The organism is Luteimicrobium sp. DT211 (assembly GCF_049844995.1).
GTDB lineage: Bacteria > Actinomycetota > Actinomycetes > Actinomycetales > Cellulomonadaceae > Luteimicrobium.
This window is the reverse complement of the sequence record NZ_JBNCMC010000002.1, coordinates 1-15,860: the sequence shown is the minus strand read 5'-3', so window position 1 is coordinate 15,860 and position 15,860 is coordinate 1. Positions and strand designations below refer to the sequence as shown.

General features: G+C 76.3%; 13 protein-coding genes. All 13 read right to left on the bottom strand.

Annotated elements, in window-relative coordinates; translation table 11 throughout:
- Positions 1 to 21 precede the first annotated feature (21 nt).
- Positions 22 to 705, bottom strand: a complete 684-nt coding sequence (locus ACLQ14_RS04215; RefSeq protein ID WP_425810225.1) for an NUDIX domain-containing protein — start codon at positions 703 to 705, stop codon at positions 22 to 24.
- Positions 702 to 2,429, bottom strand: a complete 1,728-nt coding sequence (locus ACLQ14_RS04210) for a CTP synthase (protein WP_425810223.1) — start codon at positions 2,427 to 2,429, stop codon at positions 702 to 704. Before ACLQ14_RS04210 ends, ACLQ14_RS04215 begins: the two co-directional genes overlap by 4 nt.
- 40 nt (positions 2,430 to 2,469) lie before the next feature.
- A complete protein-coding gene (locus ACLQ14_RS04205; protein WP_425810221.1) occupies positions 2,470 to 3,591 on the bottom strand; it encodes a glycosyltransferase family 4 protein in 1,122 nt (373 codons plus the stop codon).
- Positions 3,588 to 5,276: a murein biosynthesis integral membrane protein MurJ gene (gene murJ / locus ACLQ14_RS04200; protein ID WP_425810219.1), complete on the bottom strand. Its 1,689-nt coding sequence runs from the start codon at positions 5,274 to 5,276 to the stop codon at positions 3,588 to 3,590. Before murJ ends, ACLQ14_RS04205 begins: the two co-directional genes overlap by 4 nt.
- Positions 5,273 to 6,118 (bottom strand): hypothetical protein, encoded by an 846-nt coding sequence (locus ACLQ14_RS04195; protein ID WP_425810217.1) that lies wholly within the window; start codon positions 6,116 to 6,118, stop codon positions 5,273 to 5,275. Before ACLQ14_RS04195 ends, murJ begins: the two co-directional genes overlap by 4 nt.
- A gap of 2 nt (positions 6,119 to 6,120) precedes the next feature.
- Entirely contained in the window at positions 6,121 to 7,116 is a 996-nt protein-coding gene (locus ACLQ14_RS04190) for a copper transporter (protein WP_425810215.1), read from the bottom strand.
- A gap of 88 nt (positions 7,117 to 7,204) precedes the next feature.
- Positions 7,205 to 8,386: a putative cytokinetic ring protein SteA gene (gene steA / locus ACLQ14_RS04185; protein ID WP_425810213.1), complete on the bottom strand. Its 1,182-nt coding sequence runs from the start codon at positions 8,384 to 8,386 to the stop codon at positions 7,205 to 7,207.
- Between the two features lie 5 nt (positions 8,387 to 8,391).
- Positions 8,392 to 10,149 (bottom strand): DNA repair protein RecN, encoded by a 1,758-nt coding sequence (gene recN, locus ACLQ14_RS04180; RefSeq protein WP_425810212.1) that lies wholly within the window; start codon positions 10,147 to 10,149, stop codon positions 8,392 to 8,394.
- The gene (locus ACLQ14_RS04175; RefSeq protein WP_425810210.1) at positions 10,150 to 11,085 is read right to left on the bottom strand and encodes an NAD kinase; all 936 of its coding nucleotides are present in this window, start codon (positions 11,083 to 11,085) and stop codon (positions 10,150 to 10,152) included.
- Positions 11,082 to 12,047: a TlyA family RNA methyltransferase gene (locus tag ACLQ14_RS04170; RefSeq protein ID WP_425810208.1), complete on the bottom strand. Its 966-nt coding sequence runs from the start codon at positions 12,045 to 12,047 to the stop codon at positions 11,082 to 11,084. The genes ACLQ14_RS04175 and ACLQ14_RS04170 overlap by 4 nt, the downstream gene beginning before the upstream one ends.
- A 3-nt stretch (positions 12,048 to 12,050) precedes the next feature.
- Positions 12,051 to 12,215: a hypothetical protein gene (locus ACLQ14_RS04165; protein ID WP_425810206.1), complete on the bottom strand. Its 165-nt coding sequence runs from the start codon at positions 12,213 to 12,215 to the stop codon at positions 12,051 to 12,053.
- A 130-nt stretch (positions 12,216 to 12,345) separates the two neighbouring features.
- Positions 12,346 to 13,377 (bottom strand): HAD-IIA family hydrolase, encoded by a 1,032-nt coding sequence (locus ACLQ14_RS04160; protein WP_425810204.1) that lies wholly within the window; start codon positions 13,375 to 13,377, stop codon positions 12,346 to 12,348.
- Positions 13,374 to 14,090 carry a hypothetical protein gene (locus ACLQ14_RS04155; RefSeq protein ID WP_425810202.1) on the bottom strand — a complete coding sequence of 239 codons (717 nt, stop codon included), beginning with the start codon at positions 14,088 to 14,090 and terminating at the stop codon, positions 13,374 to 13,376. The genes ACLQ14_RS04160 and ACLQ14_RS04155 overlap by 4 nt, the downstream gene beginning before the upstream one ends.
- Positions 14,091 to 15,860: the final 1,770 nt, after the last annotated feature.

The following is a 15,860-nucleotide window of genomic DNA, read 5'->3' as shown; positions in this document are numbered from 1 at the left end:
GCGCCGCGGGACGGCGGCGCATCACGGCAGGTGGGAGGCCTGCCCCTCGAGGTCACGGCGCTCCATGAGCGTCGCCGTCCTGCGCTCCGGCCACGGGACGTCCGCAGGACGCAGCGTCGCCCAGCCGGTCGCCCGGGACGCGTGGGCCGCCAGCACGCCGACGACGGCCGACGGGTTGTGCACCGCACCCCCGAGCACCGCGGCCACGGCGTCGTCGAGCGCGACCCACCGCACCTCGATGTCGCGTTCCTCGTCCTCGCGGACGTGGAGCTCGGCGTCGGGCACGGGCGACAGGTCGCGCGCGAGGAACACCCGCACGGCCTCGGAGCTGCCGCCCGGTGTCGTGTAGAAGTCGGCGAGCACGTCCCAGCGGGCGGCGCGCAGGTCCGCCTCCTCCCCCAGCTCCCGGGCCGCGGCGAGCGCGGCCGGCTCGTCGGGGACGTCGAGCAGCCCTGCGGGCACCTCCCACAGCTCCCGTCCGACCGGGTGCCGGTACTGGCGCAGCAGCAGCACGCGGCCGTCGTCGTCGAGCGCGACGACGGCGACCGCACCCGGGTGGTCCACGACCTCCCGGGTGACGACGGTGCCCTGGCCGAGGTCGACGTCGTCCGCGACGACGTCCCAGATCCGCCCGTGGTGGACGAGCTCGCGCCGCAGCACCGGCCGCGGGGCGATCACGTCCCGCACGACGGGCTCCCCGCTCACAGCGCCTCGGCGGCGACGTCCTCGGTGACCTCCGTCACGCCCGCGCGCACGGCGAGCGCCGCGCCGACGAGGCCGGCGAACAGGGGGTGCGAGCGCGTCGGGCGCGACTTGAACTCCGGGTGGGCCTGCGTCGCCACGTAGTACGGGTGCACGTCGGCGGGCAGCTCGACGAACTCGACGAGCGAGCCGTCCGGGCTGGTGCCCGACACCACGAAGCCGGCCTCCTCGAGCTGCTTGCGGTAGGAGTTGTTCACCTCGTACCGGTGCCGGTGCCGCTCGGTCACGCGCTCGGCGCCGTACGCCCGTGCGACGACCGAGCCGGGGGCCAGGACGGCCTCGTACGAGCCGAGGCGCATGGTGCCGCCCAGGTCGCCGTCGCCTCCGACGATCGCCAGCTGCTCCTCCATGGTCGCCACCACGGGGTGCTTCGTGTCGGGGTCGAACTCGGACGACGACGCGTCGTCGAGCCCCAGCACGGTCCGCGCGTACTCCATGACCATCGACTGGAGGCCGAGGCAGATCCCGAGCGTCGGGACCTTGTTCTCGCGGGCCCAGCGCAGCGCGCCCAGCTTGCCCTCGATCCCGCGGACACCGAAGCCCCCGGGGATGAGGACGGCGTCCGCGCCGCCGAGGTGCTTGCGGGCGCCCTCAGGGGTCTCGCACGTGTCCGACGCGACCCAGCGCACGTGCACCTTCGCGTCGTGGTGGAAGCCGCCGGAGCGCAGCGCCTCGGTCACCGACAGGTAGGCGTCCGGCAGGTCGACGTACTTGCCGACGAGCGCGACCTCGACCTCGTGGGCGGGCTCGTGCACGCGGCGCAGGAGGTCGTCCCAGCCGGCCCACTCGACGTCGTGGAACGGCAGCCCGAGCCGGCGCACCACGTACGCGTCGAGCCCCTCGGAGTGCAGGACGCGCGGGATGTCGTAGATGCTCGGCGCGTCCTTGCAGGTGACGACCGCCTCCTCGTCGACGTCCGTGAAGTTCGCGATCTTGCGCTTCGTCGACTCGGGGAGGTCGCGGTCGCAGCGCAGCACGATCGCGTCGGGCTGGATGCCGATGCTGCGCAGCGCGCCGACCGAGTGCTGCGTGGGCTTGGTCTTGAGCTCGCCCGACGGCCCGATGTAGGGCACGAGCGAGACGTGCAGGAAGAAGACGTCGTCCCGGCCCACGTCGTGGCGGACCTGGCGTGCGGCCTCGAGGAACGGCTGGGACTCGATGTCGCCGACGGTGCCGCCGATCTCCGTGATGATCACGTCGACGTCGTCACCGGCCTGCGCGCGCATGCGCGCCTTGATCTCGTCCGTGATGTGCGGGATGACCTGGACCGTGTCGCCGAGGTACTCGCCGCGACGCTCCTTCGCGATGACGCTCGAGTACACCTGGCCGGTCGTGACGTTCGCGGACGACTCGAGGTCGACGTCCAGGAAGCGCTCGTAGTGGCCGATGTCGAGGTCGGTCTCAGCGCCGTCCTCGGTGACGAACACCTCGCCGTGCTGGAACGGGTTCATCGTGCCCGGGTCCACGTTGATGTACGGGTCGAGCTTCTGCATCTTGACCCGCAGGCCGCGGGCCCGCAGGAGGCGCCCGAGGCTCGAGGCGGTCAGTCCCTTGCCGAGGGAGGACGCCACACCCCCCGTGACGAAGACGTGTCGCGTCGGAGAGTCCGCACGGAGGCGGTGCGCGTTGCCGGGGCGGTTGGTGAGCCTGCTCGAGTGGTCTGCCACGGAACTCCATCCTAACAGCGGACGGGAGCGGCGGGGTCCGTCAGGCCGGCGCCGGCCCCGCCCGGTAGACCGCCTCGAGCTGCTCGACGACGTCGCGCTCGGTGGGCAGCCGGGCCGCCCGCTCCCGGGCCAGGCGTCGCAGCGCGTCGCGCGCGCCGTCGTCGGACAGGAGCCCGGCGACCGCGGCGCCCAGCCTTCCCGCGAGGTCGGCCGGGGGCAGGGGCGACACCAGCCGCGCCGCCTCGCCCGTCACGGCGCTCGTCCCGCCGACGTCGGTCGCGACGATCGCGGCGCCGTTCGCGAGCGCCTCCTGGAGCCACAGCGGCTGCCCCTCCCAGCGGGCGGCGCTCACGACGACGTCGGCCGCGGCGAGGAGCGCGGGGACGTCGTCGCGCGCGCCGAGAAGCTCGACCGGCACGCCCGACGCGCGGACCTCCGCCTCGAGGCCCGCGCGCAGGGGCCCGACGCCCGCCACCACCCAGCGCCACGACCCGGACAGCCCCTGCACCTCGCCCGCGGCGGCCACGAGGACGTCGAGGCCCTTCTGCGGCGCAAGGCGGGCGACGGTGACGACGAGCCGCTCGTCGCCCGCGAGCCCGAGGCCGTCGCGGGTGGCCCGCACCGACGCGGCCTCCGCCGCGGCCGACGCCTGAGGGGCCGGCACGAGCGCCAGGCCGGTCCGGCGCGCGCCGCGCGCCCCCGCGAGCGCGACGAGGTCGGGGCTCACGCCGAGCACGACGTCCGCGCCCCGCGCGACGACGCGCTCCAGCACGGCCGAGACCCCACGGACGGCGCGACCGCCGACGGGCAGGTTGTGCAACGTCACGACGACGCGCGGCGCGTGCCGCCCGTCGGCGGGTGCCCGGCGCAGGCCACGGACGGCGAGGACCGCCAGCGCCCCGGCCCGGAGCCCGTGCGCGTGGACCACGTCGGCGTCCCGGCCCAGCGCGGCGAGGCGCCGGACCGCGGCGACGTCGCCGGCGCGCGGCCGGTCGGCGATCGCGACGACCTCGAACGGGACGTCGCCGCCCACGAGGGGCCGGACCTCGCTGGGCCCGGCGACGACCACGCGGTGCCCGGCGGCGCCGAGCGCCGACGCGACCTGGCCGACGTGCCGGCCGACGCCGCCCGCGCTCGACCCCAGGACCTGCAGCACCCTCATACGTCGCTCCGTGTCTCGTCCGTCGGCGGGGTCGAGGCGTCGCCCGGTTCCGTCGTCGCCACCGCGGGGTCGCTCCGGCGCAGCGAGCTCAGCCCGCGCAGCGTGGGACGGTCGCCGGCGAGCGACACGACGAGCACCACCGCGGCCCCGACGACCGCCACCAGGATCCCGACGCCGAGCGCCGCGGGCCAGCCGGCGTCGTCGGGCAGGAGCAGGTCGCTCGCGAGCAGCCCGGCGACGGCGCCCAGCGCAGCCCCCACCAGGAGCGTCACGACCGTGCGCGCCAGCCCCGCGAGCGGGCGCCCGGGCGCGTAGCGGTGCACCGCCCACAGCAGGGCGGCCCCGGCGACCGTCATGCCGAGGCTCGTCGCGGCGCCCACGCCCTCGAGCGTGCGGACCGCGTCGGCGCCGCCCCGGGTCAGGAGGGGCGGCAGGGCGAGCGAGGCCACCACCACGACCCCCCAGCCGAGCGCCGTCGCGCGGACCGCGGCACGCCCGTGGTCGAGCGAGTACAGGACGCGGGACAGGTGGAAGACCAGCGCGAAGCCGAGCAGGCCGGGCGCGAGCCAGGCCACCGTCGCGGCCATGCCCCCGACGCCGCCGGGCGTGAACGTGTCGAAGAGCGCCTGGACGGCGTCGCTCGCGGCGACGAGCGCCGCCACGCCCGCGGCGGTGACCGTCAGGACGAGCCGCGTGGTTGTCGCGACCAGCCGCGAGAAGCCCGCGTGGTCGCCGAGCGCGGCACGCTCCGCGAGCCGCGGGAACGTGCTCGTCGCGAGCGGGACCGCGAGCACGGCGTACGGCAGCACGTAGACCGCCTGCGCGTACTGGTAGACGGGGAACGCGCCGTCGCCGCCCCAGCGGTTGGTCGCCCACAGGATCGCGACCGAGGCGACCTGCTGGGCGACGACGGCGCCCACGCCGGCGAGCGCGAGCCGGCGCGCCCGCACCGCCTGTCCGGGTGGGAACCGCAGGGTCAGGCGCAGCGACGTGCCCGTGCGCCACGCCGGGACGAACAGCGGCAGCGACATCGCCGCGACGCCCGCGGTCGTGCCCCACGCGAGCCACGCCAGCGCGGACCGCGACGCGGCCGCGACGTCGGTGGGGTCGGCGTCGAGGTGCCCGAACACCAGGTACGCGCCGATCACCACGACGCTCGACAGCATCGGCGCGGCCGCCGGCCAGAAGAACCGCTTGTGCGCCTGGAGCACCCCGGACAGCACGAAGCCCACCCCGTAGAGCGGGATCTGGAGAGCGAACACGCGGAGGAAGTAGGTGGTCGTCGCGGCCGTCTCCCCGTGTCCCACGTGCGGGATCAGCGAGGCGATCGGGCCTGCCAGCGCGAGCACGACCAGCGCCAGCGGCACGAGCACGACCAGCGCCCAGGTGAGCAGCGCCGACGCCGACCGGCTGACGTCGAGCCGCGCTCGGCGCGCGATCGCGCCGGCGAGGACGGGCACGACGGCGCCCGCGAGGGCGCCGCCCGCGGCCACCTCGTAGAGGATGTTGGGCAACAGGTTCGCGCTCGCGTAGGCGGTGCCGACGCCCACCGTGCCGACCTCGGAGGCCTGGACGAGCTGCCGCGCGAAGCCGAGCAGGCGGCTCGCGATCGTGACGACCGTGATGAGCAGCGCGGCGCCCGCGAGGCTCTGCGTGGCCCCCCGCCAGCGGCCGGGGGCGCTCACCCCCGGCGCCCGAGCCGGTCGAGCGTCCGGAGCGCCGGCGTGCGGTCGATCACCGCGGAGAAGCTGACCCGCTCGCTCGCGACCGTCAGCGCCACGACGCCCACGAGGGCGGCGAGACGTGCGGGTCGCGCGAGCCCCGTGGCCTGCAGCCCGACCAGCGCTCCGAGCGCGTTCGCTCCCCCGTCGCCGAGCATGTCGCGCTCGGCGAGGTCGCGCGAGGCCGCTGACGCCGCAGCGCCGAGCACCGGCCCGGCCGCGGCGGCGGTCGAGGGCGCGAGGGGCGCCAGCAGCACCGACGCCCCGGCGGCGGCCTTGAGCGCGCGGCCCGGCCGCAGGTCGAGCAGGTTGAGCAGGTTCGCCGTCCCGGCCACGAGCGCCGTGTCGACGACGACGTCGAGCCCGCGCCCGGCGACGCCCTCGTTCCCCCGCGGGCCGCGGACGCAGGCGGCGAGGAACGCCGTCGCGCCGATGCCGAGGACCTTGAGCCCACCGGTCGTGAGCTCGCCGTGCGCCAGGGCGCCGAGGTGCCCGCGCAGGCCCTTGGTGCGGCGCGAGGTGTCCTCGGCGAGGTCGTCCACGATCCCGAATGCCGCGCCGCCCACGGTCGCGACGGCCGCCGCCGCGCCCACCGGGCCCGGCAGCGCGACCGCGGCGCCCGCGGTGAGCCCTGCCGCCACCGCCGGGCCCTCGAGCATGCTCACGGGTTCCCCGCGGTGGTTGGTCCGCTCCCACCGCTCGGCGCCGCCGGGTGCGCGCCGCGCCGTGAGCGCCCTGACCGCCACGGTCGCGGCCGCCGCGGTGGCGGCGCCCGCGAGCGCCCGTGCGAGTCCTCGTGCAGCCACGGTCAGCCCTTCGCGGAGTCGGTCGAGGTCGCGTCGGGACGCGGTGGCATGGCCTGCGTCGCGCCGTCGTCGAAGCCGTAGTGGCCCACGGTGCCCTGGGCCTGGTCGGCGATCGCGAGCGGGACGCTCACCTGGCCGATCAGGGTCGAGATGCCGCTCACCGTGCTCACCGCGACCTGGAGGTCACCGTCGTGGCGCACCGCGGCGACGAGGCTGTCGGACTCGCCCGTCGGGCCTGCCACGACGGTCGCCGGCTCGCTCGTGTGCAGCGCGCTGACGAGCTCTTCCTCGCGGGCCTGCGCGAACGCGAGCGCCTTGGCGTCCGTGGGCGCCGCCGTGCCGTCGACGGCGGGCTGGGAGTCCGCCGAGCCCGCGAGGACCAGCAGCGCGGTCGACGCGACCGACGGCGTCCTCTCGACGGTGATCAGCTTCGCGTCGGCGAGGGCCTTGAGCGTGGTGCGCGCCGCGGCCGCGAGCTGGTGGTCGGTCGCGCTCGTGGACATGGTCAGCGAGAGCGACAGCGCCTGCGCGAGCTGCTTCTCCTCCGAGGCCGTCGTGTCGAGCGGCAGCCCCGCCGCGAGCGCCGCGTCGACGCCCTGCTTGCGCGCGTCGGCACCGGACTCGGTCAGCCAGGCCGACTCGAGCCGGATCCGGCCCCGCACGACCGCCCCCGCGGCCTTGAGCTGCGTGGAGACCGCCTTGAACTCGTCGTCGAGGTCGGGGCTGACCTCCACGACGGTCACCTGGGAATCGGGAAGGACGCCGTCGAGGACCGTCGGCGCGACGGCGGCGAGAGCGGTCGAGCCGCGGTCTGCCGCCGTCCGCGCGTCGTCGAGCTCCGTGCGCAGCTGCTCCTTCTCGGTGCGCAGCGACGACACCTGACCGCTCAGCTGGTTGCCGATCGACTCCTTGAGCGGCCCGGCGCCGAGGATGATCCCGACCGCGAGCGCGAGGAACACGGAGATCAGGGAGACGACGTGGTACCGGAAGTTGATCACGGAGGGCTTTCTTGGTCGGTCGGGCGTCGTGCCGACGGTCGGGGTTCGGTGCGGGGGCGCGGCGGGGGCGCGGCGGGGCCGTCGCGGGTCAGCCGCCGAAGAGCGAGCGGACCCACGACCAGACGTCGTCGAACCGCGCTCCCAGGAGGCCGAACAGGGTCTGCCCCGCGGCGGTCGCGGCCAGCGCGGCCACGACGGCGAGCAGGCCCGCGAGCGAGAGGAGCATGACCTGCACGTTGGAGATCGTCGAACGGTAGAGGCGGGACACGCCCTTCGCGTCGACGAGCTTGCTGCCGACCCGCAGCCGGGTCAGGAAGGTGCTCGCCATGCCGGCGCGCCCCTTGTCGAGGAACTCGACGAGCGTCGCGTGCGTGCCCACCGCGACGATGACCTCGGCACCCTTGTCGTCGGCGATCAACATCGCGATGTCCTCGCTGGTGCCGGTCGCGGGGAAGACGACGGGGTCCACTCCGAGCTGCTGCACGCGCTCGAGCCCGGGCGCCCGCCCGTCCCGGTACGCGTGCACGACGATCTCCGCGCCGCACGCGAGCGCCCGGTCGGACACCGAGTCCATGTCGCCGACGATCAGGTCCGGCTTGAACCCCTCGTCGAGGATCGCGTCGGCGCCGCCGTCCACGCCGACCAGCACCGGCCGGTAGTCGGTGATGTAGGGCCGGAGGATCTGCAGGTCCTCGCGGTAGTGGTACCCGCGCACGACGATCAGCACGTGCCGGCCGTCGATCGGCGTGCTGATGTCCGGGACGCCGACGCCGTCGAGCAGGAGGTCCTTCTCCCGCGTCAGGTACTCCATGGTGTTGGCGGCGAAGGCCTCGAGCTCGGCCGACAGGCCCTCCCGCGCGGCGTCCATCGACTCCAGCACCCTGGCCTCGTCCTGTGCCCGACCGGACGCCACGAGCTCGCCGGCCGCGTAGACGTCGCCGCCGTCGACCCGCAGCTCGGTGCCCTCGCGCAGCTCCATGACGGCGGGGCCGAGGTCGTCGACGAGCGGGATCCCGGCCTCGACGAGCACCTGCGGGCCGAGGTTCGGGTAGCGGCCCGAGATGGACTTCGCGGCGTTGAGCACCGCCGCGGGGCGCGCCGACACGAGGGCGTCGGCCGCCACGCGGTCGATGTCCTCGTGGTCGATGACCGCGACGTCACCCGGGTCGAGCCGCTTCGTCAGCGCCTTGGTGCGCCGGTCGATCCTCGCGGGGCCCTGGACGTCGCCCGCGTCCTGGTCGGACGGCGGCCTGCGCAGCGTGAGTCTCATCGGGGCTATCGTCCCACGTCCGGCGCGACGGCCGACCTCCCGGCCTCCAGGAGCTCGGCCGCGTGGCGCAGCGCGGCGTCGGAGTCCTCCTGCCCGGAGAGCATGCGCGCGAGCTCCCGGACACGCTCGTCCCCGGCGACGGCGCGGACGTCGGAGGCGGTCACGGGGGCGCTCGAGTCGGCGCCGGATGCGCCGCTGGTGGACTTGGCGACCACCACGTGCGTGTCGGCGAAGGCCGCGACCTGGGCCAGGTGCGTGACGACGATCACCTGCGCGCGGCGCGCCAGCTCCGCGAGCCGCCGGCCGACCTCGACCGCCGCCCGCCCGCCCACGCCGGCGTCGACCTCGTCGAAGACGAAGGCGGGCAGCGACGCGTCCGACCCGTCACCGTGCCGCTCGGCCAGCGCGACCTCGATGGCGAGCATGACGCGCGAGAGCTCGCCGCCGGACGCGCCCTTGCCGAGCGGTCGGGCCGGTGCACCGGCGTGCGGAACGAGCTCGAGCGCGACGGCGTCCGCGCCCCACGGCCCGGGCTCGTCCGCCTCGTCGACCCGCGCCTCGAGCCGGGCACCCGCCATCGCGAGGCCGGCGAGCTCGGTCGTCACGGCCTCCGCGAGCTCCGCCGACGCCCGGCGTCGGCCTGCCGTGAGCTCGTCCGCGAGCCCGCGCAGCTCGCCGTCGAGCTCGGCGAGCCGCGCGCGCGCCTCCGCGACGCGGCTCCCGTCGTCCTCCAGGTCCAGGAGCCGCAGCCCGGCGTCGCGCGCCCAGGCGAGCACCTCGTCGATGGTCGAGCCGTAGGACCGCGTGAGGGCGACGAGCTCCGCGCGCCGCGCATGGGCCGTCTCGAGCGCGGCGGGGTCGGCCTGGAGGTCCTGGACGTAGGAGGCGAGCTCCGTCGCGGCGTCCTGCAGCGCGTACGCCGCCTCGTGGACCCGGGCTGCGAGGCCCGCCAGCGCGGGGTCCTGAGCCGCGGCGCCGTCGAGCGCACGCCACGCCTGGTCGAGCAGGACGACGGCGCCGGCCTGGGCGTCCGCCTCCTCCAGTCCGCTGATCGCGTCGTGCGCGAGCTGCGCGGCCGTGCGCAGGTCCTCGACGTTGGTCAGCCTGGCGACCTGGGCGTCGAGGACCGCGTCCTCGCCGGGCTGCGGCTCGACCCGTTCCACCTCGGCGAGCCCGAGACGGAGGAGCTCGGCCTCCCGCACGCGCTCCTGCGCCGCGCCGGTGAGCTCCTCGAGGCGGGCGGCGACCGCGCCCCGCTCCGCCCAGGCGGCCCGGTAGCGCGCCAGCGTCGCGGCGTGGTCCGTCCCCGCGAACGCGTCGAGCGCGGCACGCTGCTGCGCCGGGGCACGGAGCCGGAGCTGGTCGGCCTGGCCGTGGACCGTCACCAGCTCGGAGGCGAGCTCCGCGAGGACCGCCTGCGGCACTCCCCGCCCGCCGACGTGGGCGCGCGAGCGCCCCTCCGCGGCGACCGTGCGCACGACGACGACCGTGCCGTCGTCGTCGACCGTGCCCCCCGCCTCGTCAACGACGGCCGCGGCGGCCGAGCCGTCAGCGACCCGGAGCCGGCCCTCGGCGACCGCCCTGCCCGCGCCGGGGCGCACGGTGGCGGGGTCGGCCCGGCCGCCCATCAGCAGCGACAGGCCGGTGAGGAGCATCGTCTTGCCCGCCCCCGTCTCGCCGGTGATGACGGTGAGGCCGGGGCCGAGCGCGATGCGCGCGGAGTCGATGACCCCGAGGTTCTCGATCGCGATCTCCTCGAGCACTCAGTTCCCCTTCCCCGGCGTGGCGCCGTCGTGGGCCGCGCGTGACGCGGCGAGCTGCCGCCAGCCGACGACGGGCAGCGCGAACTTGTCGACGAGCCGGTCCGTGAACGGCGCGCGGCTGAGCCGCGCCAGCCGGATCGGCTCCGGGCCGCGGCGCACCTCGACGCGCGAGCCGACCGGCATGTCGACGCGCCGCCGCCCGTCGCACGTGAGCATGCCAGGCGACACCGACGTCGCGAGGATCTCCAGTCCCAGCGACGACGACGGCCCCACGACGAGCGGGCGCGCGAACAGCGCGTGCGCCGCGATCGGGACAAGGAGCATCGCGTCGACGTCGGGCCAGACGACCGGGCCGCCCGCCGAGAACGCGTGCGCCGTCGAGCCCGTGGCCGTGGACAGGACCACCCCGTCGCACCCGAAGGACGACAGCGGCCGCCCGTCGACGGCGATCGCGACCTCGATCATCCGCGACCGGTCGGCCTTCTCGAGCGTCGCCTCGTTGAGCGCCCAGCCGCGCAGCGGCTCGTCCTCGCCGGGGCGCGTGACGGTGACCTCGAGCACGCCGCGCTCCTCGACCGTGTACTCGCCGGCCGCGAGCCGCTGGACCGCGAGGTACAGGTCCTCGCGGTCGAACTCTGCGAGGAAACCGACGTGCCCGAGGTTCACGCCCAGCAGCGGCACGCCGGTCCCGTGGGTCAGCTCCGCGGCGCGCAGGATCGTCCCGTCCCCGCCGAGGACGAGGACCAGCTCCGCGTCGCCGACCCCCTCGCGGGTGCGCACCACGTCCACCGGGTCGCCGAACGCCTCGGCGAGGTCGTCGTCGTGCAGGACGGCCTCGAAGCCCGCCGCCTGCAGCTCGCGGATGGTCTCGGTGAGCGCCACGAGCGCCTCCGGTCGGCCGCCGTGCGCCACGATGACCACCTTGCGCGCGCTCACCTGCTCACCCCCTGCTCATCGTGCTCATGGTCGTGGTCGTGGTCCGCGCCGCCGACCGTCCCGACGACGAAGGCCGCGGGTGTCGGGGGCGCGGTCCAGTCGTCGGCGGCCGGCACGACGGGTGCCGCCACGGCGGCGCGCACCGCGTCGGCGAGCGTCAGCGCCGACCGGGTGCCCACCATCCCGTCCAGGGTGTCCGCCGCGGTGTGGCTCGCACGGTCCAGCAGCAGGACGAACTCGCGGTTCCCGTGGGGGCCGGGCAGCGGGCTCGGCACGACCGCGCGCACGGTCCAGCCGGACCGGTCCGCGTCGGCCGCGACGCGGAGCACCGCGTCCTCGTGCAGCGCCGGGTCCCGCACGACGCCGCCGGTCCCCAGGCGTTCGCGCCCCACCTCGAACTGCGGCTTCACCAGGAGCACGGCGCGCGCCGTGGGGGCAGCGACCAGCGCGAGGGCGGGCAGCACGTGCCCGAGCGAGATGAAGGAGAGGTCGCCCACCACGACGGTGGGCGGCACGGCGAAGTCCCCCGCGTCGAGCTCGCGCGCGTTCACGCCCTCGCGCACGTCCACGCGGGGATCCTCGCGCAGCCGCTCGACGAGCTGCCCGTGGCCGACGTCCACGGCGACGACCCGGCGCGCCCCGCGTCGCAGGAGCACGTCCGTGAAGCCGCCCGTGGAGGCGCCGACGTCGAGGCACACCGTGCCGTCGACCGGCACCGCGAGCCCCGCGTCCTCCAGCGCGACCAGCGCGCCCTCGAGCTTGTGCGCGGCGCGGGACGCCCAGCCCGCGTCGTCGGCGGGACGGTCAACCCGGAGGTCGTCGTCCGCCGGGGCCGGGGCGGCCGGGCGGGTCACGGTCGCGCCTGCGACCGTGACCCGTCCCGCGGCGACGAGGGCTGCTGCCTCGCGCCGGGAGCGCGCGAGCCCCCGGCGCACCAGCTCGGCGTCGAGCCGTGCGGCCACCTGTCAGTCCTCGGTCTCCGCGAGGCGGTCCTGAAGGGCCGCATGCACCGCCTCGAAGACGGCGACCTGCTCGCGAAGGGGCAGCTCGCCCACCTCACGCAGCCGGCCGACGGCGCCGTCGACCGTCTCGTCCCCGGTCGGGGCGTCGTACGCGGCGTCGCTGGTCATCTGCACTCCCGTCGGTGTGTCCGCGGCCGGGCCGCGGTCCTCTTGCTGATGCGGTGCCGTGCCGCCGCTGCGTGTCGTCGACCGTGCGGGCAGGTCAGCGGGCGCGAGCGGCGGTCCCGGCGGCACCACGCTACCTGGCCGGGGCCGCCTCGAGTGAAGAACCCACACCCCAGGCGGGCACCGTGTCGGGGTCGAGGCTCTCGCCCCGGTCGACGGCGTCCCATGCCGCCGCGCACGCCGCCCGGGCGGCGTCGAGGCCGTGGCCCCGGACCTGGAGCACGCCGTCGGCGACCCGCGCGGCCGCCTCGCGGCACTCCCACCAGTCGCCGGAGCGTGCCGGCGCCGGGTGCGCCTCGGCGAGGGCACGGAGGTCGGCGCCGAGGTAGTCCGGGCGCTCACCGGGCCGCGCCAGGACGGCGTCGCGCGCCGAGCTCACGCCGGTCAGGACGTGCAGGCCCGGGTAGCCGGCGGACCGCGCCCCCGCGAGGTCCGTGTCGAGCCGGTCGCCGACGACGAGCGGCGAGCGAGCGCCCGTGCGCTCGACCGCAAGGTGGTACATCGTCGGCTCGGGCTTGCCGGCACTGTCCGGCCGGACTCCCGTGGCGGCCTGCACGGCGCCAACGAGCGCCCCGTTGCCCGGCGCGTAGCCGCGGTCGGTCGGCAACGAGAGGTCGAGGTTCGTCGCGACGAACCAGGCCCCGCCGGCGACGGCGTACGCCGCCTCCGCGAGGTCCGTCCACCCGAGCGTCGGCGCGAACCCCTGGATGACGGCGTCCGGCCGGTCGGACGCCGAGCCGACCACGACGTAGCCGGCGGCCCGGACCGCCGTGTGCAGCCCCGCGCCGCCCACCACCAGCACGCGCGAGCCCGCGGCGAGCCGCGTGGTCAGGAGGGCAGCCCCCGCCTGCGCGGCGGTGAAGACCTCGTCGGGGCGCGCCGGTACGCCGAGCGCCGTCAGCTGCTCGGCGACCGCCTCGGGCTCACGGGACGCGTTGTTCGTCACGAACTGGAGCGCGAGACCCCGGTCGCGCGCCGTCGCCAGGCTGTCGGCCGCGAAGGGCACCGGCTCGTGCCCCTTGTAGACCACCCCGTCCAGGTCGACCAGGGCGAGATCGTGGAGCTCGGCCAGCGGGACGTCCGAGCCTCGCAGACCGCCGCTCACCGGGTCTCCTCGCCGTCGACCACCTCGTCGACCGGCGTGGTGCTCGCCGGCGGCTCGAGGCCATCGTCGGGGTCGGTGTCGGTCGGCAGCTCGTCCGACACGCTCGTCGGCTCCGTGCCGCCGGCCTCGGCCGGCTCGCCGTCAGGCTCGGCGTCGTCGGTCAGCGCGTCGTCCGACTCCTCGTCCTCCTCGAGGTCCACGACGACGATCTCGTCCTCGGGCTCCCCGAGCACCGCGCGCAGCGCCGCGGACTCGTCGGTCCGACCGAGCGCCTGCAGCACGTCCGCCCGGACCTCGCTCACGCGGTGGCGGAGCTCGGCGCTGCGGACGTCGCGGGCCGGGACGGAGTCGAGCACGGCGAGGGCGGCCTCGGCCTGCCCCAGGTCGACCCGCGCCCCCGCGACGACGAGCGCCAGCTCCGTCCGTCCCTGGGCGTCGAGCGTCTCCGCCTCGGGCGAGCGAGCGAGGTCGAGCGCACGCTCGGGCCGTCCCAGGCCACGCTCTGCGTCGGCCATGAGCGGCAGGTGCTCGGACGACCCGTTGAGCCGCCGCACCGTGCGCAGCTCGCGCAGCGCCTCCGCGTAGTGCCCCAGCCGGTAGGCCGCGATGCCCGCGGCCTCGCGCACGACGTCGATGCGGCCGGCGCGGCGGACCGCCGCCTGGGCGTGCTCGTACGCGAGCTCAGGATCCGTGTCGAGCAACCGTCCGGTCATGACGAGGTGGCGCCCCACCGTCTCGGCGTTGTCCTTCGTCAGGCCGCGGAGCCGGCCGCGGACGACGCGGTCGAGCTCCGAGATCGTGACGTCCTCGGGCAGCTCGGGACCTCGCGGCCTGTCCTCGAAGGCGCGCGGAGGCCTCGAGTCGGTGCGAGCTGCACCCTGCCGGTCCGGCCGCGACGTGCGCGGGCCGCCGCGCCGGTCCGCCGAACCGCGTCCAGCCGCGCCGCCGCGCTCCGGTCGCGCGCCACGGTCGTAGCCGCCGCGCTCCGGTCGCGCGCCACGGTCGTAGCCGCCGCGCTCCGGTCGCGCGCCACGGTCGTAGCCCCCACGCTCACCCTCGCGACGCGGACGGTCGTAGCCCCCACGCTCACCCTCGCGACGCGGACCCCGCTCAGCATCGACGGGGCGTCGCTGGCGCCCGACGTCGCCGCCACGGTCCGCGCGGTCCGGGCCCGGGGTGCGGCGGTCTCCCGACCGCTGGTCGGCGCCAGCCGCGCCACCGCGGTACGGACGCCGGTCGTCTCCGCCACGGTACGCAGCCCGGTCGTCGCTTCCCCGATAGCCGCCGGCGCGCGGCCCCGCACCCGTGGGGCGTCCGGCGCGACCGGCATCCTGCCCCCACCGGGTCGACCCTTCGCCGCCGGAGGTGCGCCGGTCGTCGCGAGGACCCGCAGGGCCTCCCCACGCGCGGTCTCCCCGCCCGTCACCAGTCCGCGGGCCGCGAGCCGAGCCGCCACCGTCCCCGTCACGACGCCAGCTCGGACGGTCGTTCCGGTCGTCCCGACCGTACGACGGCCGACGAGCGCCGTCCGCGCGCCCGTACGCCGGCCGGCGCTCGTCGCCGCCGCCGCGTGTGGGGCCGCCAGACCGGGGTCCGTCGCCGGCACCGCGGCGCCGGTCACCGGCCGCAGCAGCGCTGTCACCTCGCGCAGAAGAACCGCCGTCGCGTCGCGCCTGGGAGCTTCCCTGCACCTGGTCGCGACCCGTCGAACCACCGTCACGGCCGTACGACGAGCGCCCCGGACGTGCGTCGCCCCGTGCCGCCCGGTCCGAGCCCCGCTCGTCGCGGCTCCGTCCCTGCCGTCCGTCGGAGTTCCGGTGCTGCCCGGCTCCGTCCCGGCGACGACGGTCGCCGCCGTGGTCCGATCTGGCCTGTTCGCTCACGTGGTCGCTCCTCGTTCCGTGCGTGTGCCCGCGGGCTCCCGACGCACTTCGCTCTTCTTGAATCCTGTCGTGCCCTGAATCGCGCCGCGCGCCGTAGCATCAGCCTGCGCGGCTCGAGAACACCTGCGCATCAGTGCCGCGCTCCCGGCTCTGCGCCCGCCGCCGGGTTCCTCACGCGCGTCCGCGGCTGCTGAACGACAACCGTCCGGCGCCGCACGTCACGGGCTCTGAACCCATTGTCCCACGGGCGCTCGAGCCGCTTCGTGCACGGGCACCCCACCAGCGAGGTCCGACAACGGGAGGATCGGCAGGGCACGCCGCGCGCCGTTCAGCTGCCCGTGGACAGCTCGACAGGGCCGGTCATTCAACCGGGCCGGTCAAACCCTCGACGTGGCGGGGACGACGAGGTCGGCACTCCGGAGCCGACGCTGGGCCACGGCTCGCAGGACCCGAACCGAGGACTGTCAGTCGGCGACCCGCCGGCCGATGCGCTGAGTCGAGCCCGTGCACCGAGCGACGCACGCCCGGGTCCGGGTATGCCGAAGGCCACCCCCTGGTGGGGGTGGCCTTCGGTTGAATGGGTGTTCGGCGGCGTCCTAC

Bases quoted from the DNA above. Each gene is read 5' to 3' on its own strand.
- steA (WP_425810213.1), bottom strand. From the start codon at position 8,386: ATGAGACTCACGCTGCGCAGGCCGCCGTCCGACCAGGACGCGGGCGAC.
- ACLQ14_RS04155 (WP_425810202.1), bottom strand. From the start codon at position 14,090: ATGACCGGACGGTTGCTCGACACGGATCCTGAGCTCGCGTACGAGCAC.
- ACLQ14_RS04205 (WP_425810221.1), bottom strand. From the start codon at position 3,591: ATGAGGGTGCTGCAGGTCCTGGGGTCGAGCGCGGGCGGCGTCGGCCGG.
- ACLQ14_RS04165 (WP_425810206.1), bottom strand. From the start codon at position 12,215: ATGACCAGCGACGCCGCGTACGACGCCCCGACCGGGGACGAGACGGTC.